Origin of the sequence: Actinoplanes sp. DH11 (assembly GCF_020873875.1) — a bacterium.
Taxonomy (GTDB): domain Bacteria; phylum Actinomycetota; class Actinomycetes; order Mycobacteriales; family Micromonosporaceae; genus Actinoplanes.
Window position 1 is genome coordinate 120,950 of record NZ_JAHWGU010000020.1, and the last position, 24,473, is coordinate 145,422.

Below are 24,473 nucleotides of genomic sequence, written 5' to 3' on the forward strand. Positions count from 1 at the left end.
GCCCGGAATCGTGCCCGTGTTCGCGGACCGGCGTCAACAACGCGTCAACAACACCGGCGGCGCCGTCTGCATGGTGTGAACAGACCTGTCACCCGGGGCCCCGCCGAGATGTGCTTCGCCGGTAAGCAAAACCCCTCGAACAGGAGTCCTCCCGTGGCTGATCTCGGGTTCGTCGTTCTCACGGTGGTGCTGTTCGCGGCACTCACCGTGCTGATCCGGGCGGTCGAACGCTGATGAGTGCCGTCAACCTGGCCGGCCTGGTCGTGGCGGTCGCCCTGACCGTCCTGCTGCTGGTCGCCCTGCTCTTCCCGGAGAAGTTCTGATGGCCGGCTGGATCTTCGTGCTGACACTCGTCGCCGCGCTGGTGGCGGTGCACCGGCCGGTCGGCGACCACATGTACCGGGTGGTCACCGGCACGCGGCACAGCGCCGCGGAACGCGGGATCTACCGGGCGGTCGGCGTGGACGCCGCGGCCGGGCAGAGCTGGGGCGTCTACGCCCGGTCGGTGCTGGCCTTCTCCGCCGTGTCGGTCCTCTTCCTCCACCTGCTGCTGCGGGTGCAGGACAAACTGTGGCTGGCGCTGGGCATGAGCCCGGTGGAGAGCCACATCGCCTGGAACACCGCTGTCAGTTTCGTGACCAACACCAACTGGCAGGCGTACTCCGGTGAGTCCACGATGGGCCACCTCGCGCAGATGGCCGGTCTCGCCGTGCAGAACTTCGTCTCGGCGGCGGTCGGGATCGCTGTCGCGGTGGCGCTGATCCGCGGCTTCGCGGCGCGCCGGGCGAGCACCCTCGGCAACTTCTGGGTCGACCTGACCCGGATCGTCCTGCGCATCCTGCTGCCGGTCGCCGCGCTGGCCGCGCTGGTCCTGATGATCGGCGGCGTCGTGCAGAACCTGTCCGGCGGCACCGACGTGACCACGCTGACCGGCGGCGCGCAGCACATCACCGGCGGCCCGGTCGCCTCGCAGGAGGCGATCAAGCTGCTCGGCACCAACGGCGGGGGCTTCTACAACGCCAACTCGGCCCACCCGTTCGAGAACCCGACGACGTGGACGAACTGGTTCCAGATGTTCCTGATCCTGCTGATCCCGTTCAGCCTGCCGCGGGTATTCGGCCGGATGGTGGGCCAGAACCGGCAGGGTTACGCCATCGTCGCGGTGATGGCGATCCTGGCGCTCGGCAGCGTCGCGTTCACGGTCGCCTTCGAGACCCACGGCGCGGGGACGGTTCCGCAGGCGGTGGGCGCGGCCATGGAGGGCAAGGAGACGCGGTACGGGGTGACGAACTCCGCGGTCTTCGCGGCGGTCACCACGCTCACGTCCACCGGCGCGGTGAACTCGTTCCACGACTCCTACACCGCGCTCGGCGGCATGATGCCGCTCGTCAACATGATGCTCGGCGAGGTCGCGCCGGGCGGTGCCGGCTCCGGCCTCTACGGCCTGCTGATCCTCGCCGTGATCACGGTTTTCGTGGCCGGCCTGATGGTCGGCCGGACCCCGGAGTACCTGGGCAAGAAGATCGGCGCGCGGGAGATGAAGCTGGCGTCGCTCTACTTCCTGGTCACCCCAATCCTGGTCCTTGCCGGCACCGCTGCCGCGTTCGCCACCGGCAACAACGCGACGGCGCTCAACAGCGGGCCGCACGGCCTCTCCGAGGTGCTGTACGCCTTCACCAGCGCCGCCAACAACAACGGTTCCGCCTTCGCCGGCATCACGGTGAACACCCCGTGGTGGGACATCGCCCTGGGCCTGGCCATGCTGCTGGGCCGTTTCCTGCCACTGATCCTGGTTCTCGCGCTGGCCGGTTCGCTGGCCCGGCAGCAGCCGGTCCCCGCGTCGGAGGGCACGCTGCCGACACACCAGCCGCTGTTCGTCGGCATGGTCGCCGGCGTGACCGTGGTGCTGGTGGCACTCACGTTCCTCCCGGCCCTGGCCCTCGGCCCGCTCGCGGAGGGCCTGTCATGAGGCGCGGCAGCACTGTCGGCAACGCGAAGCGAGACGAGGAAGGCACCGCGATGAACGTCGCGCTGGAAGAACTCATCGAGGTGGACCCGCGGTCGGCGGCCACGCCGGTCAAGGCCGGCCTGCTGGACCCGGCGCAGCTGTGGCGCTCGCTGCCGGACGCGGCCCGCAAGCTCGACCCGCGCGTCATGTGGCGCAACCCGGTCATGTTCATCGTCGAGGTCGGCGCGGTCTTCACCACCGTCCTGTCGATCGCCGGACCCAGCCTGTTCGCCTGGCTGATCACGGTGTGGCTCTGGCTCACCGTGCTCTTCGCGAACCTGGCCGAGGCGGTCGCCGAGGGACGCGGCAAGGCACAGGCCGCCGCGCTGCGAGCCGCCAAGCAGGACACCGTCGCGATCCTGGGTGACGGCCGGGAGATCTCGGCCACCGAGCTCAAGCAGGGCGACGTGGTGATCGTCGAGGCCGGTCAGGTGATCCCCGGCGACGGCGACGTGATCGAGGGCATCGCCAGCGTCGACGAGTCGGCGATCACCGGTGAGTCGGCCCCGGTGATCCGGGAGTCCGGCGGCGACCGGTCGGCCGTCACCGGTGGCACGAAGGTGCTCAGCGACCGGATCGTCGTCCGGATCACCCAGCGCCCCGGCGACAGCTTCGTGGACCGGATGATCGCCCTGGTGGAGGGCGCGAACCGGCAGAAGACGCCGAACGAGATCGCCCTGAACATCCTGCTCGCGGCGCTCACCGTGATCTTCCTGCTCGCGGTGGTGACGCTCCAGCCGCTTGCGATCTTCTCGAAGGCGTACCAGGCGGCGGCGCCGGACACCGCGGCGATCGACGGGAACGGCGTCACCGGGATCGTGTTGGTCTCGCTGCTGGTCTGCCTGATCCCGACCACGATCGGCGCGCTGCTCTCGGCGATCGGCATCGCCGGCATGGACCGCCTGGTGCAGCGCAACGTGCTGGCGATGAGTGGCCGTGCGGTCGAGGCGGCCGGTGACGTGAACACGCTGCTGCTCGACAAGACCGGCACGATCACTCTGGGGAACCGGCAGGCTGCTGAGTTCGTACCCGTCGAGGGGGTTGATCCGGAAGATCTCGCCGACGCCGCGCAACTCTCCAGCCTGGCCGACGAGACGCCGGAGGGGCGGTCCGTGGTGGCGCTGGCCAGGACGGCCTACGGCATCCGGGAGCGCGAGGCGGGGCTGACGGCCGGTGCGACGTTCGTACCGTTCACCGCGCAGACCCGGATGAGTGGCGTCGACCTCGACGGCACGGAGTCCGGTGCCGGTGCGGCGGGCGTGCGCCGGATCCGCAAGGGCGCGGCGGCCGCGGTGATCACGTGGGTGGGCACGTCGAGCGCCGAGGTGGACGCGATCGTCGACCGGATCAGCGCGGCGGGCGGTACCCCGCTGGTGGTGGCCGAGAACAACCGGGTGCTCGGCGTGATCCACCTGAAGGACGTGGTCAAGTCCGGGATGCGGGCCCGCTTCGACGAGATGCGCCGGATGGGCATCCGGACCGTGATGATCACCGGTGACAACCCGCGCACCGCGGCCGCGATCGCCGCCGAGGCGGGTGTCGACGACTTCCTCGCCGAGGCCACCCCGGAGGACAAGCTCGCCCTGATCCGCACGGAGCAGCAGGGTGGCCGGCTGGTCGCGATGACCGGTGACGGCACCAACGACGCACCGGCGCTGGCCCAGGCGGACGTCGGCGTCGCGATGAACACCGGCACGTCGGCCGCGAAGGAGGCCGGCAACATGGTCGACCTCGACTCGGACCCGACCAAGCTGATCGAGATCGTGGAGATCGGCAAGCAGTTGCTGATCACCCGGGGCGCGCTGACGACGTTCTCGATCGCCAACGACATCGCGAAGTACTTCGCGATCATCCCGGCCATGTTCGCGGCGGTCCACCCGGGCCTGGACACCCTCAACGTCATGCGGCTGCACTCGCCGGGCTCGGCGATCCTGTCCGCCGTCATCTTCAACGCCCTGGTGATCGTCGTCCTGATCCCGCTGGCGCTGCGCGGGGTGCGCTACCGGCCGTCGTCGGCGAGCGCGCTGCTGCGCCGCAACCTTTGGATCTACGGCCTGGGCGGCGTGCTCGCGCCGTTCCTCGGCATCAAGCTCATCGACCTGCTCATCCAGTTCATCCCGGGGATCTGATCCGTCATGCGACTGCCTTCCTGGCTCAGCCAGCACCTCGCGGCGCTGCGTGCGCTGCTGCTGTTCACCGTCCTGCTCGGTCTCGCGTACCCGCTGCTCTTCGTGGGCGCCGGGAAGATCCCCGGAATGTCCGACCGGGCGGCCGGGTCGCTCGTGTCGTCCGGCAGCCTCCTCATCGGCCAGTCCTTCACCGACGCGGCCGGCAACCCGGTGCCGGAGTACTTCCAGAGCCGGCCGTCGGCCGGCGGGTACGACCCGGACGCGACCGGGGCCAGCAACCTCGGCCCGGAGAGCGTCGTCGACGTCCTGGCGGACGACCCGGACGACGCGTCGCCCAGCCTGCTCACCCAGGTCTGCGCGCGCAGCCGGGCGATCGGCGAGCTGGAGGGGGTCGACGGCGGCCGGCCCTACTGCACCGCCGACGGCGTGGGCGCGGTCCTGGCGGTCTTCCGCCGCGACGGGTTCACCGGCCCGGTCACCCGGGTGGTCTCGGTGAACCAGACCGGGACCCCGTTCCTCGCGCGGTATGAGGGCGTCACCGTCGAGGCGGCCCGGGTGGGCGAGGACTACCGGGCCCTCGGCGGCGTGATCACGCCGATCCGGGGCGGCGCACCGGCCGAACCGGCGGTGCCGGCGGACGCGGTGACGGCGAGCGGCAGCGGGCTGGACCCGCACATCAGCCCGGCGTACGCCGCGTTGCAGGCGCCGCGGGTGGCCCGGGAACGCGGGATCGACCTCGGCCGGGTGCGTGAGCTGATCGCGGCGCACACCGACGGCCGGGCACTGGGCTTCCTCGGTCAGCCGGCGGTGAACGTGCTCGAGCTGAACCTGGCGCTGGACGGCCGGTAGGGCCGGTGGGCGCGGGGGAGGGGTGACCATGGCGCGCGGTGAGTTGCGGATCTATCTGGGTGCGGCGCCGGGGGTCGGCAAGACGTACGCGATGCTCGAGGAGGCGCACCGGCGGGCCGGCCGCGGCACCGACGTGGTGGTCGCGCTCGTCGAGACGCACGGCCGGGAACACACCGCCGCCATGATCGGTGACCTGGAGGTGCTGCCACGCCGGCAGGTCACCTACCGCGGTGCCGTGTTCGCCGAGATGGACCTGGACGCGGTGCTGGCCCGCAGGCCCGGCCTCGCGGTGGTCGACGAGCTGGCGCACAGCAACGTCCCGGGCAGCCGCAACGCGAAGCGGTGGCAGGACGTGCGGGAGTTGCTGGACGCCGGGATCAGTGTGCTGAGCACGGTGAACGTGCAGCACCTGGAGTCGCTGAACGACGTGGTCGCCCGGATCACCGGGGTGCCGCAACGGGAGACCGTGCCGGACGCGGTGGTGCGGGCGGCCGGGCAGGTCGAGCTGGTCGACATGACGCCGGAGGCGTTGCGGCGGCGGATGGCACACGGCAACGTCTACCGGCCGGAGAAGGTGGACGCGGCCCTCGGCAACTATTTCCGGACCGGGAACCTGACCGCCCTGCGGGAGCTGGCCCTGCTCTGGCTGGCCGACCAGGTGGAGCAGCAACTCGGCAGGTACCGCGCCGACCACGACATCGACGCCACCTGGGAGACCCGGGAACGCGTGGTGGTCGCCCTGACCGGTGGCCCGGAGGGCGACACGCTTGTCCGGCGGGCCGCTCGGATCGCCGCCCGGACCAAGGGTGCCGACCTGCTGGCCGTGCACGTGACCCGCAACGACGGCCTGGCCGGCGCCGACCCGGCCGCCCTGGCCCGGCAACGGGTGCTGGCGGAGAGCCTCGGTGGCACCTATCACCAGGTGGCGGGCGCCGACGTCCCGCAGGCGCTGCTGGAGTTCGCCCGTGGCGTCAACGCCACCCAGATCGTGCTCGGCGCGTCCAGCCGGGGCCGGTTCGCCCAGGTCTTCGCGGCCGGCGTGGGTGTCACCACGATCGCCGGGTCGGGCTCGATCGACGTGCACCTGGTCACCCACGAGCTGGCCGGCCGCGGCCGCCGCCGCGGGCCCCTGCCGGCGGCGCTCTCCCGCAGCCGGCAGATCGCCGGCTTCCTGATCGCGCTGCTCGGCCTGCCGCTGCTCACGGTGGCGCTGGCGGCCGGCCCGCCGCTGCCGCTGATCGACGACATCCTGCTGTTCCTGGTGGCGGTGGTCGGTGTCGCGCTGGTCGGCGGGTTGTGGCCGGCGCTGCTCGCCGCGGTCGGCGGCTCGCTGCTGCTGAACTGGTTCTTCACCGCGCCGGTCGGCCGGTTCACCATCGCCGAGGGACAGAACCTACTCGCGCTGGCGATCTTCGTGCTGGTGGCGGTCGCGGTCAGCTGGGTGGTCGACACCGCGGCCCGCCGGACCCGGCAGGCCGCGCAGGCGTCGGCCGAGGCGCAGACCCTGGCGACGGTGGCCGGTGGGGTGCTGCGCGGTGAACGGCCGCTGACGGCGCTGCTCGACCGGCTCCGCGAGACGTTCGCCCTCGACTCGGTGACGCTGCTGGACGCCGAGGGGGTCGTCGCGTCGGTGGGTGACCCCGTCTGCGCCGGGCCGGCCGACGCCGACGTCGAGATCAACGCCGACGGGGATCTGCGGGTGCTGCTGCGCGGGCGGATCCTGGCCGCGTCCGACCGGCGGGTGGTGGAGGCGTTCGCGGCGCAGGCGGCGGTGGCGTTGCGTCAGGAGCGGCTGGCGGCCGAAGCGGCGGCGGCCCGGCCCCTCGCGGAGGCGGACCGGTTGCGCACGGCGTTGCTGGCGGCGGTGAGTCATGACCTGCGGACGCCGCTGGCCTCGGCGAAGGCGGCGGTGGCCGGGCTGCGCAGTGCTGAGGTGCGTTTCGACGAGGCGGACCGGGCGGAGTTGCTGGCCACCGCGGACGAGTCGCTGGACCGTCTCGGCGGTCTGGTGGCGAACCTGCTCGACATGAGCCGTCTGCAGACGGGGGCGCTGGGTGTGTCGTCGATCGAGGTGGGTGCTGAGGAGGTCGTACCCAAGGCTCTGGAAGAACTCGGCCCGCCGGGGCGGAGCGTGGCCGTGCGCGTGCCGGAGGACCTGCCGATGCTGCGCGCCGATCCGGGTCTGCTGGAACGGGTGCTGGTGAACGTGATCGGCAACGCGTTGCGGTACAGCCCGCCGGACCGGCCGCCGATGGTGACCGGCAGCGCGCTCGGTGACACGGTGCAGCTGCGGGTGATCGACCATGGACCGGGAATCGCGGTGGATCGCTGGGACGAGGTGTTCCTGCCGTTCCAGCGGCTCGGTGACCGGGACAACCACACCGGTGTCGGACTGGGCCTGGCGCTGTCCCGCGGGCTGACCGAGGCGATGGGCGGCACGCTGACGCCGGAGGAGACCCCGGGCGGCGGCCTCACCATGATCCTTGCGATGCCCGTCGCATTCCTCGGGCGGAGGGAATGATCCGGCACCGTCCCCGCGTAGGTTCGGTGTCATGGCGCGCGGCGAACTGCGGATCTACCTGGGTGCGGCGCCGGGGGTCGGCAAGACGTACGCGATGCTCGAGGAGGCGCACCGGCGGGCCGGCCGCGGCACCGACGTGGTGATCGGGCTCGTCGAGACGCACGGCCGGGAACACACCACCGCCATGATCGGCGACCTGGAGACGGTGCCGCGCCGCAGCCGTACCCGTCGTGGCGTGGCCGTCAGCGAGATGGACCTGGACGCCGTGCTCGCGCGCAAGCCGCAGGTCGCCGTCGTGGACGAGCTGGCGCACACCAACGCCCCGGGCAGCCGCAACGCGCACCGCTGGCAGGACGTGCGGGAGTTGCTGGACGCCGGGATCAGCGTGCTGAGCACGGTGAACGTGCAGCACCTGGAGTCGCTGAACGACGTGGTCGCCCGGATCACCGGGGTACGGCAGCAGGAGACCGTGCCGGACGCGGTGGTGCGGTCGGCGGAGCAGGTCGAGCTGGTCGACATGACGCCGGAGGCGTTGCGGCGGCGGCTGGCGCACGGCAACGTCCACCCGCCGGAGAAGGTCGACGCCGCGCTGAGCAACTGGTTCCGCGCCGGGAACCTGACCGCGCTGCGGGAGCTGGCCCTGCTGTGGCTCGCCGACCAGGTGGACGATCAGCTCGGCAGGTACCGCGCCGACCACGACATCGACGCCACCTGGGAGACCCGGGAACGCGTCGTGGTGGCGATCACCGGCGGCCCGGAGGGGGAGACCCTGATCCGGCGGGCCGCCCGGATCGCCGCCCGCACCAAGGGCGCCGACCTGCTGGCCGTGCACGTGACCCGCAACGACGGCCTGGCCGGCGCGGACGCCGCGGTGCTGGCCCGGCACCGGCTGCTCACCGAGAGCCTCGGCGGCACCTATCACCAGGTCGCCGGTCCGGACGTGCCGAGGGCGCTGCTGGAGTTCGCCCGCGGCGTCAACGCCACCCAGATCGTGCTCGGCGTCTCCAGCCGGCACCGGTTCGCCGCGCTGCTCTCCGCCGGGGTCGGCGTCACCACGGCGATGCTGTCCGGCTCGATCGACGTGCACCTGGTGACCCACGAACACGCCAGGACCGGCCGGCGGGCGCCGATGCCGCCCGCCCTGTCCCGCCGGCGCCGGATCGCCGGGTTCGGCGCCGTCCTGACCGGACTGCCGCTGCTCACCGGCCTGCTGCTGGCGCTGCCCGACCCGTCACTCGTCACCGACATCCTGCTGTTCCTGGTGGCGGTGGTCGGTGTCGCGCTGGTCGGCGGGTGGTGGCCGGCGCTGCTCGCGGCGCTCGGCGGCTCGCTGTTGCTGAACTGGTTCTTCACCCCGCCGTACGGGCGGTTCCTGGTCGCGCAGACGCAGAACCTCCTGGCGCTGGCGATCTTCGTGCTGGTGGCGGTCGCGGTCAGCTGGGTGGTCGACACCGCGGCCCGCCGGACGCGGCAGGCCGCGCAGGCGTCGGCCGAGGCGCAGACGCTGGCGACGGTGGCCGGTGGGGTGCTGCGCGGTGAACGGCCGCTGACGGCGCTGCTCGACCGGCTCCGCGAGACGTTCGCCCTGGAGTCGGTGGCGCTGCGCGAGGGCGGCACGACGGTGGCCGAGGTGGGCCGGCCCGGCCTGCTGCCGGACGCCGCGACCGACACCGTGACGGCCGGCGACGACCTGGTCCTGTTGCTCGGCGGGCGGATCCTGGCCGCGTCCGACCGGCGGGTGGTGGAGGCCTTCGCGGCGCAGGCGGCGGTGGCGTTGCGTCAGGAGCGGCTGGCCGCCGAAGCGGCCACGGCCCGGCCCCTCGCGGAGGCCAACCGGTTGCGCACGGCGTTGCTGGCGGCGGTGAGTCATGACCTGCGGACGCCGCTGGCCTCGGCGAAGGCGGCGGTGGCCGGGCTGCGCAGTGCCGAGGTGCGTTTCGACGAGGCGGACCGGGCGGAGTTGCTGGCCACCGCCGACGAGTCGCTGGACCGTCTCGGCGGTCTGGTGGCGAACCTGCTCGACATGAGCCGCCTGCAGGCCGGTGCGCTGGGCGTCACCGCTGCCGAGCTGGGCGCCGAGGACGTCGTACCCAAGGCTCTGGAAGAACTCGGCCCGCCGGGCCGGAGCGTGGCCGTGCGCGTGCCGGAGGACCTGCCGATGCTGCGCGCCGATCCGGGTCTGCTGGAACGGGTGCTGGTGAACGTGATCGGCAACGCGTTGCGGTACAGCCCGCCGGACCGGCCGCCGATGGTCACCGGCAGCAGCCACGGCGACGTGGTCGAGCTGCGGGTGATCGACCATGGACCGGGGATCCCGGTGGCACGGTGGGACGAGGTGTTCCTGCCGTTCCAGCGCCTCGGTGACCGCGACAACCACACCGGTGTCGGCCTCGGCCTGGCGCTGTCCCGCGGGCTGACCGAGGCGATGGGCGGCACACTCACCCCCGACGAGACCCCCGGAGGCGGCCTCACCATGATCATTTCCCTGCCGGCCCGGCGATGACCCGGATCCTCGTCGTCGACGACGACACGCAGATCGTGCGAGCCCTGCGGATCAACCTCAAGGCCCGGGGGTACGAGGTGGACACCGCACGTGACGGCGCCTCCGCCCTGCACCTGGCCGCGCACCAGCACCCCGACCTGGTGGTGCTCGACCTGGGTCTGCCCGACATGGAGGGCACCGAGGTGATCGGCGGCCTGCGCGGCTGGACCAACATCCCGATCATCGTGCTCTCCGGGCGGGCCGACAGCAGCGACAAGGTGGCCGCCCTGGACGCCGGCGCCGACGACTACATCACCAAGCCGTTCGGCGTGGACGAGCTGCTGGCACGGATCCGGGCCGTCACCCGGCGCATCCAGCCGGCCGACGACGCTCCGGTGGTGCCGATCGGCGCGTTCCAGGTGAACCTGGCCGACCGCTCGATCACCCCCGACGTGCGGCTCACCCCGACCGAGTGGCAGCTGCTCGAACACCTGATCCGGCACCCCGGCAAGCTGATCACCCAGCGGGAGCTGCTGCACGACGTCTGGGGCCCGCAGTACCAGACCGAGACGAACTACCTGCGGCAGTACATGGCCCGGCTGCGCCGCAAACTCGAGACCGACCCCGCGCGCCCGCGACATTTGATCACTGAACCGGGGATGGGGTACCGCTTTCGGCCTTAACCGCCGTGCGCACCGGCCGATGGGAGGGGTGGATCTGCGACTCTTGCCCTGAGGAGACCCATGCGGTTGTTCGGTTCCCGCCAGGCGGCCCCGGAGACGGCCCGCCCCGTGCCCCGCGACGTCGAGGCCCTGGAAGACCTGGTGCGGGCGCTGGAGGCCGCGATCGACGAGACCACGGCCTGGCGGATCACGGTGGCCAGCACGGTCGAGTCGTACGGCTTCGCCTACGGCGCGGTCTGGGTGCCGGCCGGCGGGCAGCTGCGGCTGTTCCACGAGACCGGGCGGATCGCGCCGCAGCTCCAGGCGGCCGCCGGCGGGATCACCCCGGGCCGGTCCGTCCCCACGAACACCGAGGCCGGGCTGGTCACCAAGGCGTACCGCACCCGGCAGGCGGTCTACGCCGAGTCGCCCGCGGAGTACACCGACTGCCGGCGCGCCGAGGCCGCCTTCCAGAACGGCATGGTCGGCGCCGTCGTGCTACCGGTGGTCAAGGGCACCGAGGTGCAGGCGATCCTCGAGTACTACTCGCCGGCGCCGCTCTACCTGGACGCCAACCGGCGGGAGAAGTTCACCGCGATCGCCCGGATCGCCGAGCGCGCCCGGTCCAGCGCGGTCGCCGCCGCCGAACTGCGGCAGGTCGCCGACGACCGGATGGCGGTCACCACGGTCGTCGCGAAACTCGGCACGGCGTCGGACAGCCAGACCGCGATCCGGGTCGCCCTGGACAGCGTGCGCAGCGCGTTCGGCTGGGCGTACGGGTCGTACTGGGAGGTCGACCCGGCCGACAACGTGCTGAAGTTCCAGGTCGAATCCGGTTCGGCCGGCGACGAGTTCCGCCGGGTCACCCTGGCGGCCACCTTCGCCGAGGGTGTCGGCCTCTCCGGTCGCGCCTGGCGGTCCCGGGACCTCGTCTTCGTCCGGGACCTGGCCGAACTCACCGACTGCGTGCGGGCGCCCGCCGCGCAGCGGGCCGGGGTGCGCTCCGGCGTCTGCTTCCCGATCATGAGCGGTGACCGGATCGTCGGCACCATGGACTTCTTCACCACCGAGTACATCGACCTCTCCGAGTCCCGGGCCGCGTCGCTGCGTAACGTGCAGCAGCTGGTCTCCCAGCGTCTCGACGTGCTGCGCGGCGTCGAACGGGCCGCGGAGAACGCCCGGGCCCTGCTCGACACCGTCGACCGGCTGCGCAGCGCCAGCGGGGACGCCACCTCGGTGGCCGAGCAGGCGGTCGACCGGGCCTCCGCGATGACCGCCGAGGTGGCGGCCCTCGGTCAGGCGTCCGCCGCGATCGGTGACGTCATCAAGATCATTGAGTCGATCGCCGAGCAGACCAACCTGCTCGCCCTCAACGCCACCATCGAGGCCGCCCGCGCCGGCGAGAGCGGCAAAGGCTTCGCCGTGGTGGCCGGCGAGGTCAAAGAACTGGCCCGGGAGACCGCCGAGGCCACCCAGAAGGTCGCCGACCAGATCGCCGGCATCCAGGCCAGCGCCGAGACGGTGGCCGCCGGCATCCACACCACCAGCGAGACGATCGGCAAGATGGACAGCGTGCAGGCCCGGATGAACGAGGTCCTGGCCGAGCAGGCGGAGATGGCCAGGGCACTGCAGGGCTGACCCCGATCGGTCGAACATTCGTCCGAACCCCCACGAGTGCGCGCTGATGGACGATGATGCGTCCATCAGCACACCGAGGGGAGCAGACATGGGCAGCGTTCGATTGCTGGTGGGCACCCGCAAGGGCGCTTTCATCCTGACGGCCGACGGCCGGCGCGAGAACTGGGAGGTGAGCGGGCCGCACTTCGGCGGGTGGGAGATCTACCACGTCAACGGCTCGCCCGCCGACCCCGACCGGATCTGGGCCTCCCAGTCGGGGGGCTGGTTCGGACAGCTCATCCAACGGTCCGACGACGGCGGCAAGTCGTGGGAGCAGGTCGACCACGACTTCGCCTACGCGCCGCCGGTCGGCGACCACCTGTGGTACGACGGGACGCCGCGACCCTGGGAGTTCAAGCGGATCTGGCACCTCGAACCGTCCCGGACCGACCCCGACGTCGTCTACGCCGGCGCCGAGGACGCCGCCCTTTACCGCTCCACCGACGGCGGGCAGAAATGGGTGGAGCTCAGCGGCCTGCGCACCCACGCCTCCGCACCCGGATGGCAGCCCGGCGCCGGCGGCATGTGCCTGCACACCATCATCCTCGACCCGGTGAACCCGGACCGGATCTTCGTGGCCATCTCGGCGGCCGGCGCGTTCCGCAGCGACGACGCCGGAGTGAGCTGGCAGCCGATCAACCGGGGCCTGGTCTCCGACGGCATCGCCGACCCGGACGCCGAGGTCGGCCACTGCGTGCACCGGCTCGCCATGCACCCGTCCCGGCCCGAGACCCTTTTCATGCAGAAACATTGGGACGTGCTGCGCACCGACGACGCCGGCGGCAACTGGCGGGAGGTCAGCGGGGACCTGCCGACCGACTTCGGCTTCCCGATCGCGGTGCACGCCCACGAACCCGAGACGATCTACGTGGTGCCGGTGACCAGCGACCACCAGCACTGGGTGATGGACGGCAAACTCCGCGTCTACCGCAGCCGCACCGGCGGCGATCGGTGGGAGGCGCTGACCGCCGGGCTGCCGCAGGAACACTGCTACGTCAACGTGCTCCGCGACGCGATGGCCGTCGACACCCTCGACGAGTGCGGCATCTACTTCGGGACGAGCGGCGGCCAGGTGTACGCGTCCGCCGACAGCGGGGACACCTGGCGCGCGATCGTCCGGGACCTGCCGCCGGTGCTCTCCGTCGAAGCGCAGGTACTGCCGTGATCCGGGTGATTCTCCCACCGCACCTGCGCGCCCTCGCCCACGTCGGCCGCGAAGTGCGGGTCGAGGTGCCGCCGCCGGTCACCCAGCGCGGCGTGCTCGACGCGGTGGAACAGCAGTACCCGATGCTGCTCGGCACGATGCGGGACCGCCGGACCGGGGCGCGGCGGCCGCTGGTGCGCTTCTTCGCGTGCGAGGAGGACCTGTCCAACGACCCGCCGGACGACCCGCTGCCGGACCGGGTGGCGAAGGGCGAGGAGCCGTTCATGGTGGTCGGCGCGATGGCAGGCGGCTGAGACACGCCTCGGCGGCCGGGGGTCGCCCGGCCGCCGGAGGGGTGCCGCGAACTACTCGATCGTGATGCCCGCGACGGTGGTCACGCCCGGTGCGACCGTGCCCGCGTCGGTGCCTGCGCCTGCGCCTGCGTCGGTGCCGGTGGCCGCGCCTGCGTCGGTGCCTGCGCCTGCGCCTGCGTCGGTGCCGGTTGCTGCGCCTGCGTCAGTGCCTGCGCCTGCGTCGGTGCCGGTGGCCGCGCCTGCGTCGGTGCCGGTTGCTGCGCCTGCGTCGGTGCCTGCGCCTGCGCCTGCGTCGGTGCCGGTTGCTGCGCCTGCGTCGGTGCCGGTGGCTGCGCCTGCGTCGGTGCCGGTTGCTGCGCCTGCGTCGGTGCCTGCGCCTGCGCCTGCGTCGGTGCCGGTGGCTGCGCCTGCGTCAGTGCCTGCGCCTGCGTCGGTGCCGGTGGCCGCGCCTGCGTCGGTGCCGGTGGTGGCGCCGGCGTCGGTCCCGGTGGTGGTGCCTGCGCCTGCGTCGGTTCCGGTGGTGGCGCCCGCGTCGGTGCCGGTGGCCGCGCCCGCGTCGGTTCCGGTGGCTGCGCCTGCGTCAGTGCCTGCGCCTGCGTCGGTGCCGGTGGCCGCGCCTGCGTCAGTGCCGGTGGTGGCGCCGGCGTCGGTCCCGGTGGTGGTGCCTGCGCCTGCGTCGGTGCCGGTGGTGGCGCCGGCGTCGGTCCCGGTGGTGGTGCCTGCGCCTGCGTCGGTGCCGGTGGTGGCGCCGGCGTCGGTTCCGGTGGCCGCGCCTGCGTCAGTGCCGGTAGTGGCGCCCGCGTCGGTGCCGGTGGCCGCGCCTGCGTCGGTGCCGGTGGTGGCGCCGGCGTCGGTCCCGGGGGTGGTGCCTGCGCCTGCGTCAGTGCCGGTGGTGGCGCCGGCGTCGGTCCCGGGGGTGGCGCCCGCGCCCGCGTCAGTGCCGGTAGTGGCACCCGCGTCGGTCCCGGTCCCGGTCCCGGTGCCTGCGCCCGCGTCGGTGCCCGTGCCGGTGTCAGTCGGTGCCGGGGTGGTCGTCGGCGTGCCGGGGTCGGTGGTGGGCGCGGGATCCGGCTGGCCCTGGTCACCGCCCTGGCCCTGCCCGCCGCCCGGGGTCTGATGGCCGGCCGGCCACGCGGGTGCGCCGCTCTCGTATTCGACGTACAGCAGGTAGAGCCGCCGTGCCCCGCTGAAGTGTTTGTCGCACTCGTCGTTGTCCCACAGGTCGAGCCGGGAGCCGATCCTGCTGATCGCGTCGCACGCCATCTTGGTGTCGTAGCTGGTGACGACGCTGCTGGGGCTGGTGGGCGGGATGGTGTCCGGTGCAGCCTGCGCGGCGCCCGCCCCGATTGTCGCGCCCGCCAGAACTCCGAGACCGGCGATGGTCAGACTCCGTGTCGCCTTGCGCATGTCTTACCTTTCTCCCCCTGAACGGTTTGGTCCCGGATAGCTGAGCACGACGGACCCGAGTGGTTCTCGGGTTCGGCGAGGGTTGGCCCACCAGGGGCAAAGGTCGGACTCCGCTTACGATCGGAACATGGTCAGACGTACGGGAGAGGCGACTCGCGAGGAGATCCGTACGGCGGCGACCCGCCTGTTCCGGGAGCGAGGTTTCGCCCGCACCTCGGTGCGGGACATCGCGGCCCTGGCGAGCAGCAACCCGGCCCTGGTCATCCGGCACTTCGGGACCAAGGAGATGTTGTTTCTGGAGACGATGCATCTGACCATCGCCAACGAGCCGCTCTTCGACGTGCCGATCGAGCGGCTGGGCGAACGGTTCATCGAGGTGCTGCTCGCCGACGACGACATCCGCGACGTCTACCTGGCGCTGATCCGGGGCAGCAACGAGGCCCGGATCAAGGCCCGCCTCCAGGACATCCACGAGCGGACTTTCGTCGTACCGGTGCGTGATCGCCTGTCCGGCCCGGACGCCGACCTGCGCGCCCGGCTGGCCGCGGCGGTGGTGGCCGGGTTGCTCTACGCGCTCTGGGTGGTCGCCGACGAGGCGTTGGTCGCCGCCGACCACCGTGAGCTGGTGACGCGTTACGGCGCGGTGTTGCAGCAGGTGCTGACCCCACCGGCCGGCTGAGCGGTTACTGGACGGACCAGCCGCCGTCGGACGGCAGGACCACGCCGTTCAGGTTCACACCGTCGTCGCTGAGCAGGAACGTGATGGACGCGGCCAGGTGCTCGGCGAGGGCGACGGCCGGGATCGTGGACAGCAGCGGGCCGGTCCGGGACAGCCCGAACGGCGACTGGTCGCGCGGGACCATGCCGGTGGCCACGCCGCCGGGGGCGACCGCGTTGGTGCGGATGCCGGCCGGGCCGTACATGAACGCGGTGTTCTTGGTGATGCCGATGACGGCGTGCTTGGAGGCCGTGTAGGCGACGCCTGCCGCGTTGCCGCGCAGGGCCGCCTCGGAGGCCACGTTGACGATCGCGCCGCGCCCGGCGGCCAGCATCGACGGGACGACCGCGCGGGTGAGCCGGAAGACGCCGTCCACGTTCACCGCGAAGACCCGGTCCCACATGGCGTCGGTGGTCTCGTGCACCGGGCTGAAGTCGTCGACCACGCCCGCCACGTTGGCGAGGCCGTCGATCCGGTCACCGGCCGCCGCCACGACCCGGGCCACGTCGTCGGCGCTGGTGATGTCGGCGGTCACCGGCACCACGGCGGCGCCGAGTTCGCCGGCGAGGGCGTCGAGCTTGTCCGCGGTGATGTCGACGGCGACGACCCGGCCGCCCTCGCGGACGATCCGGGAGGCGGTGGCCCGGCCGATGCCGGAGGCGGCCCCGGTGACGATCACAATCTTGCCGTCGAACCGGCCCGGCGTGATCTGCTCCCGCCAGGCGCCGGACTCCACCTGTTCCGGGGCGACGCCGCCGTTGACGGCGAGCACGAGCTGGTCGACGGCCTCCTGCGGGATCTGGCCCTGGCTGAGGCTGACGAGCTGCTGCAGCGGCAGGCCGCGGGCCGGGGCGAGGCGGGCCTCGTCGAAGTCACCGCCCTGACCGAGCAGCGCCCGGATGGCCGGCCCACCCTCGGGGTGGTCGAGCCATTCACCGACCGTGCTGGACGCGCCAAGCGACATCTCGAATCCTCTCGATAAGGCAATGAGCAGCAGAAACGACGAAGTGAACTTAGTTTACTTCGGCGGAATGGCCAATACCGGCCCGGGCTCCTGAAGATCAGGTGAGGATCGGGACATGCCCGTGCTGAGCCGGCGTCAGACCAACGTGGTGTTCGTCGCGATCCTGCTCGGCATGCTGCTGGCCGCCCTCGACCAGACGATCGTCTCGACCGCGCTGCCGACGATCGTGGCCGACCTCGGCGGTGCCGGCCACATGTCGTGGGTCGTCACCGCGTACCTGCTGGCCGAGACGATCGCCACCGTGCTGGCCGGCAAGTTCGGCGACCTGTTCGGCCGCAAGCTCGTCTTCCAGGTCAGCGCGGTCGTCTTCGTGGCCGGCTCGGCCCTCTGCGGTGTCGCGCAGGACATGGCGATGCTGGTGGCCGCCCGCGCGATCCAGGGCATCGGCGGCGGTGGCCTGATGGTCACCGCGATGGCGCTGATCGCCGACGTCATCCCGCTCCGCGAGCGGGGGAAGTACCAGGGCGCCCTCGGCGCGGTCTTCGGCATCACCACGGTGGTCGGACCCACCCTGGGCGGCCTGTTCACCGACCACCTGAGCTGGCGGTGGGCGTTCTACATCAACGTGCCGATCGCGATCGTCGTGATCGGCATGGCGGCCAAGGCCATCCCGTCGATCCGGACCGCGGGCCGGCCGGTCGTCGACTACGCCGGCATCGGCCTGATCGCCGCGGCCGCCACCACGATGATCCTGGCCCTGGAGTGGGGCGGCAGCGAGTACGCCTGGAGCTCGCCCACCATCATCGGGATGTTCGCCGGCTCGATCGCGCTCTTCGCGGCGTTCGTCGCCGTCGAGCTCCGCGCCCAGGAACCGATGCTGCCGATGCGGCTGTTCCGCAACTCCGTCTTCACGGTCTGCTCGACGCTCAGCTTCATCGTCGGCTTCGCGATGCTCGGCGCGATGACGTTCCTGCCCACCTACCTCCAGTACGTCGACGGCGTCTCGGCGACCGGCTCCGGGGTGCGGACCCTGCCGATGGTGGCCGGTCTCTTCCTCACCTCGATGCTCTCCGGGAACCTGGTCAGCCGCACCGGCCGCTACAAGGCGTTCCCGATCGCCGGCGGCGCCGTGATGACGGTCGGCCTCTACCTGATGTCGACCATGGACGCGGGAACCAGCACGTGGCTGGAATCGCTCTACATGTTCGTGCTGGGCGCCGGGATCGGCCTGTCCATGCAGGTGCTCACGATCGTCGTGCAGAACACCGTGCCCTACGCCGACCTGGGCACCGCGACCTCGGGCGTGACGTTCTTCCGTACCCTGGGCAGCTCGTTCGGCACCGCGATCTTCGGCACCCTGTACAGCGGCCGGCTCGAGGACGGCCTCGGCGAGGCCCTCGTCGCGACCGGGGTGCCGCCCACCACGGCGCAGAGCCCGGAAGCGCTCAAGGCCCTGGACGCGGCGCTGGCCGGACCCATCGTCGCGGCCTACGCGGACGCGATCAACTACGTGTTCCGCTGGGTGGTGCCGGTCGCCGTGCTCGGCTTCCTGGTCGCCTGGCTGCTCAAGGAACTGCCGCTGCGGGACAGCGCGCGGGTCGCCGCGAGCGACGTCGGCGAGGGCTTCTCCCCGCCCGCGGCGGACGACCGGATCGGTCAGCTGGAACGACAGATCAGCGACACCATGCGGCGGGCGCGCGACGACCGTACGGTCCTCGACCGCGTCCTGGCCGACTCCGGCACCGCGCTGAACCCGTCGCAGGCGTGGGCGATCGGCCAGACGCACCTGCACCTGACCGCCAAGGGCCGGGCCGAGCTGCCGGCCATCGCGCGCCAGCACCGGATGCCCCCTGAGGTGCTGGAACCCGCCTTCGACGAGCTCTGTGCGGCAGGTTACGCCCGGGTGGAGGGCGACGACGTGCACCTCACCGAGGCCGGTCAGGAACAGTTCGAGCGGGTCCGGCACGCCTGGCGGCAGTGGCTCGACGCGAACCTGGACGACATCGCGCGCACCGAACCCGACGACCGGGTGCTGATCGACCAGGCCTTGAACAACATCGCCACCCGGCTGGTCGACGAGCATCGGCCCGTTTGATCCGGCCCGCGGCAGGCTATCGTCCACCAATGGGATTGCTGGATCGGTTCGCCGGCTCGCCACAGCGCCGCTTCGCCCATCTCGCCCTCCGGGTGGCTCGTGGCACCCCGGGGGTGGAGCGCGCCGACTACCGGCCGGACGAGTTCGCGATCGCGATCCACCGGGCCGGCGGGACGGGCCCGGCCCACCTCTACCTCTCGAACGTCTTCCGCGAGACCGCGGACGCCAGCCCGGCGGAGCGCCGGGAGCGGCTGGAGCGCCTGGTCCGGCTGATGGCCTCGCCGCCGGCCGAGGACACCTGGGAGACGGTACGGGCGAAGCTGCGTCCCGTGGTCCGCCCGGTCACCTTCGGCGCCGCCGGCCCGGTGGGCATGCGCCCGCCCCTGTCCCGGTCCGCGATGCCGTTCCTGCGGGAACTCATCGTGATCGACGCGCCGGACGCCATGGCGTACGTGATACCGGACCGCCTGGACGAGTGGGGGGTGACCGCCGACGACGTGTTCGCGGCCGCCCGGGAGAACCTGGCCGAGGTCGCCCGGCGTTCGCTGAGCCGGCCGTGGCCGTCCGGTCCCAGCCTGATCCGGATGCTCGACGACGGCGACGGCTACTTCACCTCGCTGCTGCTGGCGCCCGGCTGGCTGGCCGACGTCGGCGAGCGGATGGGCACCCCGGTCCTGGCGTTCGCGCCGGACAACAACACCCTGCTGCTCAGCCCGCTGCCGGAGAACGAGGCGGACCAGCTCTACGCCGTGGTGGAACGCGGCTTCCAGGAGGCGGTGCGCTACCTGTCACCGGTCGGGTACGTCGCGGGCCCCGGTGGCGTCGCCGTGCCGTACCGCCCGCCCGCCGGTCACCTGCACCACCTGCCGGCCCGGCGCGCCGAGGCGGTGCTCGCCCTCACCGAGTACTCCAACCAGACCGACTGGCTCGCCGAGCAGTACGACAAGGCCGGCGTCGACGTGCACGTCGGCAAGCTGATCGCCGTCGAGCCGCCCGGCGGCGGCCCGGCCGAGACCATCGCGACCTGGGTGGCCGGGGTCAGCACGCTGCTGCCCCGGGCCGACTCGGTGGCGTTCGCCCGGCCCGAGTCCGGCGTCGAGTTCCGGGTGCCGTGGCACCTGGTCGAGGAACAGGCCGGCCTGGCGCCGGAGCCCCTGCTGGCGCCGTCCCGCTACCGGGTCGACGACTGGCCGGCCGAGGGCGTGCTGCTCAGCCTGCGCGCCGGGGAACTCTGAGCCCGCCGTCGCCGGCCGACGTGATCGTCGCGTGGTCCGCCGGCACGTCCCCCTCCGCTGGCCGCCGGCGGGTGCTGGCCGTCGAGGGCCGCTCCGGATCGGGCAAGACCACCCTGGCCCGGGACGTCGCCGCCCGGCTGCACGCGCCGCTGCTGCACATGGACGACCTCTACGCCGGGTGGGACGGCCTCGACCGCGGCGTGCGGGCGCTGCACGACTGGGTGCTGCGGCCGCTCGCCGAGGACCGGCCGGCGGTGTGGCAGCGGTGGGACTGGGCAGCCGGGAGGTACTGCGGGAATCATCCGGTGCCGGCGGCGGACTGGCTGGTCGTCGAGGGCGTCGGCTCGGGTGCGCGGCTGCTCCGGCCGTACCTCTGCGGGATCGTCTGGCTGGAGGCCCCCGCCGCGGTGCGCAAGCGCCGCGCCCTGGCCCGCGACGGTGCGGCATATGCGCCGCACTGGTCGCGGTGGGCCCGGCACGAGGACGCGTTCTACGCCGCCGAGCGGGTCCGGGAGAACGCGACCCTGGTGATCGGGACCGGCGATCGGGGAGATGCGGGCGACCGGCCGGAAGCGTTTGACCGAGGTCGATAGCGTCGGGCCACATCCGTCCTGTCTGGACCGACACGGGGAGCCACGACCATGCGTATTCTCACGCGACGACTTCTTTCCGGCCTGGCCGCCACGGCGGCCGCCGCGGCGCTGGTGATCACCACCGGTGTGACGCCGGCGCATGCCGGGCGGTCCGGTATCGCACACACCCGGGCCGGGAACGGTTTCACCGGCGCGGCCGGGATGGCCCAGTTCTACGACCTCGGGGAGAAATTCACGCTCTTCGACTGGGAGCCGGACGGTGCGGGCGTCTACGTCTACTGGATGATCGATGGGGTCAACCAGCCGGGGATCTACTTCGGTGGCGGTTCCGGGCAGAGCCAGGAGTTCAACAAGAGCATCCCCGAGGGCCGTGTGGTGAATTTCCGGGTCTGCCTCCGGGACGGCGGGGTCATCCAGGCCGACACCTGCAGCGTCTGGGCCAACGCCGTCGCCTGACGTCCGCCGCCCGCCGTCGTGGGCGCCCAGGACGGACGCTCCGGCGGCGGGCGGTGCGGGTCAGCTCGTGATCGGGGAGAGTCGGACCCGCTTCGTCAGCTCGAGGATCGCTTCCTTGCGGCCGGTGCCGAGGCCGTGCCGGGTGACGTTCAGGGCGCCCGCCGCCGCACCGGTCCGGATCGCCTCGTGCGGTTTGCCGCCGCGCGCCAGCACGGTGGCGACACCAGCCGTCATCGAGTCGCCGGCGCCGCGGTGGTCGACGACCTGGAGTGACGGCAGCTCGACGAGCAGCGGCTCGTCGTCGAGCAGCGCGATGCCGGGCTGGTCGGCGCGACTGATCATGACAGCGCCGGCGCCCTCCTCGCGCAGCTTGCGGGCGGCGCCGACCAGGGCGTCGACACTGTCGTCGGCGGCGCGGCCGGCGTCGAGCAGCTCCTCGTGGCTGACCTTGAGGAAGCCGACGCCGCCCTCGAGCACGGCGGTCAGGTGGTCACCGGAGAGGTCGGCTACCACGGTGCCACCGTGCGTGCCGAGGTCGGTGGCGAGCCGCCGGTACACCTCCGGGGTGACCACGTCGGGGGCGGCCGGGCCGCTGAGGATGCTCACCCGGGCGCGCATGCCGGCGGCCAGAGTGGTGCTGTAGATCTCGTCGAGGTCGTGCCGGCCGAGCGGCGCGCCGGCGTGCTCGGCGATCTCGTCCCGGGAGCCGTCGCGGCGGTCGTGCACGTACCAGCCGCTGCCGGCGGAGCGGCGGACGGCGCGTACCTCGATCTGCTCGTCCCGCAGCAGCAGCGCGATGATCTCGCCGATCTCCCCGCCGACCACGGCGCAGAGGGTGACCGACGCACCCAGGCCCGCGCACATCCGGGCCTGCCAGATGCCCTGGCCGCCGGGGTGGACGTGCAGTTCCGGCTCGCCGGACTGCTGCTCGATGGTGACGGTCAGCTGAGGCACGGGTGCGAAGACCATGACCGTGCCCGGGTCGTCGGCTGGCATGGGAGGCAGCTACCCGCTTTCCACGGGTTCAACCCCGGGGACGGGTACGGGATCGTGCTCGGCCGCGGGAACGGTGAAGACGAAGACGGTGCCGCCGCCCGGGTTCGGGCCGGCCTCGATCCGGCCGCCGTGCCGTTCCACGATGCGGCGGCAGATGGCCAGGCCCAGGCCGGTGCCGGGATGCGCGGTGCCGTTGCTGGCCCGGTGGAAACTGTCGAAGACCAGCGCGTGCTCGCCGGCCGGGATGCCGATGCCCCGGTCGGCGACCTGGACCCGTACCGTGCCGTCCGCCTCCGTCCGCGCGGTGACGTCGATCCGTGCCGCCCGGCCCGGCGGGGTGTACTTGATCGCGTTGCCGATCAGGTTGTCGATCACCTGGCGGAGCAGGACCGGATCGGCCCGCACCGCCGGCATCGGGCCGACGAAGACGTCCGGGCGCGAGCCCGGCCCGTCCGGCCCGTCCGGCGCGTCGGTCCGGGTGGTCACCACATCGTCGACGAGTGAGCGCAGGTCGACGTCGGCCAGCCGCAGCGTGGCGTCCCGGGCCGCCGCGTAGTCCAGGAGTTCGGTGATCAGCCGCTGCATCCGGTTGGCGCCGTCGATCACCTTGGCGGCACCGCGGCGGGCTTCGGCGAGAGCTTCCGGATCGCCGTCGGCGGCCACCTGGTTCAGGTCCTCGAGCATCAGGTCGGCGTACCCGAGGATCGAACTGAGCGGGGACTTCAGGTCGTGCGCCACCACCGCGGCGAAGCCGCGGAGCTCGGTCTCGACGCGCTTGCGCTCGGTGATGTCGTGGAAGACGGCGACCGCGCCGCGGCCGCCCGCGGAGGTCTCCATCGGCCGGGCCGACACGCTTATCACCAGGCCTTCCGGGTGGGTGGGGTGGCGGACCACCATCTCGACCTGGTCGCTGTCCTCGCCGGCGAGGGCCCGGACCAGGGGCAACTCCCCGGTGGGGAACGGGGTTACCCCGTCCACCCGGAACAGGCCGAAATGCCCCTGCCAGGACTCCATCCCCTCGACCGGGTCGCCGCGCCCCAGGATTCGGATCGCCGCCGGATTGTGCAGCAGGAACCGGCCGTCCGGCCCGACCACGCCGACGCCGTCGCTGATCCCGTCGAGGACCGCGCCCAGCAGGTCGGCCTGCCGCCGGCTCGCCGCCTCACCGGCCCGCAGCTCCGCGGTCGCCGCCCGGACCTGCCCCCGGGCCCGGTCGCGGCCGGTGGCCAGCACCCAGACCAGCACCACCAGCACGGCGGTGAGGCCGAGCCCGCCGGCGGTGACGGCGAGCGGCACGATGCTGCGCGCACCGGGCAGAGCCTTCGACGAGGCGGCCACCCGCAGGGTCCACCGCTTGTCGGCGACCGGGACGTCGACGGTACGGGTGAGATCGCGCGGCCCGTCCCCGGCCGCCGCCAGCCGGGCGACCGTGACCTCGCGCCGGTCGGCGGCGTCCGCGGTCAGGGTCAGGTCGAGCAGGCCCTGCGCGGTCTGCTCGAACGTGTCACGCATGAAGTCCTGCCCGCGCACCCCGAGCACCAGCCAGCCGAGGAAACTCTGCCCGGAGCCGCGGAAGATCGGCGCCGCCAGGACGAAGGAGTTCTGCCGCCGGTCCGCCGGGACGGTCTGGTCGATGAGCAGCTGGTAGGTGTCGGAGATCGCCACCTGTCCGCTGCGGCGTGCCTCGGCGAGCGCGGCCGCGGGCGCCTCGGCCTGCATCAGGTCGATGCCGGCGCCCGGTGGGCTGCCGTCCAGCGTGGTGGTGACCACCCCGAACGCGTGCTGCCCGTGGCCCTTCGGGTGCAGGGTGAGGTTCGGCAGGCCGAGGCCGCGCCAGCGTTCCTGGACCGCCGCGAGCTGGTCGTCGGTGCTCGGCACGACCAGGCCGATCGAGGTGGCGCCGGCCAGTTGCATGGTCCGCAGCGGCTGGGTGATCCGGCCGTACTCGATCGCGGTCAGTTCCTCCTGCGCCCCCGCGGCGGCGGCCGTGGTGCGCAGGATGTCGGCGTAGCGCCGGGTCTCGGACCGGACCGCCTGGGCGGCGGTGGTGGTGCGCCGGTCCATCTGCACGCCGGCGGCGACCTCCTCGCGCTCGGTCAGGGAGCCGGCCACGACGAGCGTGACGACGCAGCCGGCCGCGGCCACCAGCGCGCTGAGGGCGGCGGCACCCGGTCGCTTCCGGCTCACAGCTGTCCTATCGGACACCGTGCCGCACCGGCTGAG

The 24,473-nt window shown here is 72.6% G+C and carries 19 protein-coding genes; 15 read left to right on the forward strand and 4 right to left on the reverse strand.

Annotation, left to right across the window (positions count from 1 at the left end; all coding sequences use genetic code 11):
- Positions 1-233 precede the first annotated feature (233 nt).
- The 10 genes from kdpF (at position 234) to LPA41_RS27020 (ending at position 13,786) form a co-directional block, all read left to right on the forward strand.
- Entirely contained in the window at positions 234-323 is a 90-nt protein-coding gene (kdpF, locus tag LPA41_RS26975) for a K(+)-transporting ATPase subunit F (RefSeq protein WP_229073691.1), read from the forward strand.
- A complete protein-coding gene (kdpA, locus tag LPA41_RS26980) occupies positions 323-1,969 on the forward strand; it encodes a potassium-transporting ATPase subunit KdpA (protein WP_229073692.1) in 1,647 nt (548 codons plus the stop codon). Before kdpF ends, kdpA begins: the two co-directional genes overlap by 1 nt.
- Positions 1,970-2,019: 50 nt before the next feature.
- Positions 2,020-4,137 carry a potassium-transporting ATPase subunit KdpB gene (gene kdpB / locus LPA41_RS26985; RefSeq protein ID WP_229073739.1) on the forward strand — a complete coding sequence of 706 codons (2,118 nt, stop codon included), beginning with the start codon at positions 2,020-2,022 and terminating at the stop codon, positions 4,135-4,137.
- Between the two features lie 6 nt (positions 4,138-4,143).
- The gene (locus tag LPA41_RS26990) at positions 4,144-4,986 is read left to right on the forward strand and encodes a potassium-transporting ATPase subunit C (protein WP_229073693.1); all 843 of its coding nucleotides are present in this window, start codon (positions 4,144-4,146) and stop codon (positions 4,984-4,986) included.
- 28 nt (positions 4,987-5,014) lie between these two features.
- Entirely contained in the window at positions 5,015-7,507 is a 2,493-nt protein-coding gene (locus tag LPA41_RS26995) for a DUF4118 domain-containing protein (RefSeq protein WP_229073694.1), read from the forward strand.
- Positions 7,508-7,538: 31 nt separating this feature from the next.
- A complete protein-coding gene (locus tag LPA41_RS27000; RefSeq protein ID WP_229073695.1) occupies positions 7,539-10,010 on the forward strand; it encodes a DUF4118 domain-containing protein in 2,472 nt (823 codons plus the stop codon).
- Positions 10,007-10,672 (forward strand): response regulator, encoded by a 666-nt coding sequence (locus tag LPA41_RS27005; RefSeq protein WP_229073696.1) that lies wholly within the window; start codon positions 10,007-10,009, stop codon positions 10,670-10,672. Before LPA41_RS27000 ends, LPA41_RS27005 begins: the two co-directional genes overlap by 4 nt.
- Before the next feature lie 60 nt (positions 10,673-10,732).
- Positions 10,733-12,289 (forward strand): methyl-accepting chemotaxis protein, encoded by a 1,557-nt coding sequence (locus LPA41_RS42525; protein WP_229073697.1) that lies wholly within the window; start codon positions 10,733-10,735, stop codon positions 12,287-12,289.
- 88 nt (positions 12,290-12,377) lie between these two features.
- A complete protein-coding gene (locus LPA41_RS27015) occupies positions 12,378-13,493 on the forward strand; it encodes an exo-alpha-sialidase (RefSeq protein ID WP_229073698.1) in 1,116 nt (371 codons plus the stop codon).
- Positions 13,490-13,786 carry a MoaD/ThiS family protein gene (locus LPA41_RS27020; RefSeq protein WP_229073699.1) on the forward strand — a complete coding sequence of 99 codons (297 nt, stop codon included), beginning with the start codon at positions 13,490-13,492 and terminating at the stop codon, positions 13,784-13,786. Before LPA41_RS27015 ends, LPA41_RS27020 begins: the two co-directional genes overlap by 4 nt.
- Positions 13,787-13,837: 51 nt before the next feature.
- Here LPA41_RS27020 and LPA41_RS27025 read toward each other — a convergent pair whose 3' ends face one another.
- Positions 13,838-15,049 (reverse strand): hypothetical protein, encoded by a 1,212-nt coding sequence (locus LPA41_RS27025; RefSeq protein ID WP_229073700.1) that lies wholly within the window; start codon positions 15,047-15,049, stop codon positions 13,838-13,840.
- Between the two features lie 271 nt (positions 15,050-15,320).
- Here LPA41_RS27025 and LPA41_RS27035 point away from each other — a divergent pair, with 271 nt between their 5' ends.
- Positions 15,321-15,872, forward strand: a complete 552-nt coding sequence (locus LPA41_RS27035) for a TetR family transcriptional regulator (RefSeq protein WP_255690314.1) — start codon at positions 15,321-15,323, stop codon at positions 15,870-15,872.
- A gap of 4 nt (positions 15,873-15,876) precedes the next feature.
- Here the strand turns inward: LPA41_RS27035 and LPA41_RS27040 are convergent, their stop codons facing one another.
- On the reverse strand, positions 15,877-16,875 hold the full coding sequence (locus tag LPA41_RS27040; RefSeq protein WP_229073701.1) for an SDR family NAD(P)-dependent oxidoreductase: 999 nt from the start codon (positions 16,873-16,875) through the stop codon (positions 15,877-15,879).
- 115 nt (positions 16,876-16,990) lie between these two features.
- On the opposite strand from LPA41_RS27040, the gene LPA41_RS27045 reads away from it, so the two are divergent.
- The 4 genes from LPA41_RS27045 to LPA41_RS27060 are packed head-to-tail and all read left to right on the forward strand — an operon-like array spanning position 16,991 to position 21,254.
- Positions 16,991-18,970 (forward strand): MDR family MFS transporter, encoded by a 1,980-nt coding sequence (locus LPA41_RS27045; protein ID WP_229073702.1) that lies wholly within the window; start codon positions 16,991-16,993, stop codon positions 18,968-18,970.
- Between the two features lie 29 nt (positions 18,971-18,999).
- Entirely contained in the window at positions 19,000-20,205 is a 1,206-nt protein-coding gene (locus tag LPA41_RS27050; protein ID WP_229073703.1) for a hypothetical protein, read from the forward strand.
- A 20-nt stretch (positions 20,206-20,225) separates the two neighbouring features.
- Positions 20,226-20,798 (forward strand): dephospho-CoA kinase, encoded by a 573-nt coding sequence (locus tag LPA41_RS27055; RefSeq protein WP_229073704.1) that lies wholly within the window; start codon positions 20,226-20,228, stop codon positions 20,796-20,798.
- Between the two features lie 48 nt (positions 20,799-20,846).
- Entirely contained in the window at positions 20,847-21,254 is a 408-nt protein-coding gene (locus LPA41_RS27060; protein ID WP_229073705.1) for a hypothetical protein, read from the forward strand.
- 60 nt (positions 21,255-21,314) lie between these two features.
- Here the strand turns inward: LPA41_RS27060 and LPA41_RS27065 are convergent, their stop codons facing one another.
- Together LPA41_RS27065 and LPA41_RS27070 are read right to left on the reverse strand one after the other, a co-directional pair.
- Positions 21,315-22,250 carry a 1-phosphofructokinase family hexose kinase gene (locus LPA41_RS27065; RefSeq protein ID WP_229073706.1) on the reverse strand — a complete coding sequence of 312 codons (936 nt, stop codon included), beginning with the start codon at positions 22,248-22,250 and terminating at the stop codon, positions 21,315-21,317.
- Positions 22,251-22,259: 9 nt separating this feature from the next.
- Positions 22,260-24,437 carry an ATP-binding protein gene (locus LPA41_RS27070; protein WP_229073707.1) on the reverse strand — a complete coding sequence of 726 codons (2,178 nt, stop codon included), beginning with the start codon at positions 24,435-24,437 and terminating at the stop codon, positions 22,260-22,262.
- Positions 24,438-24,473 lie beyond the last annotated feature (36 nt).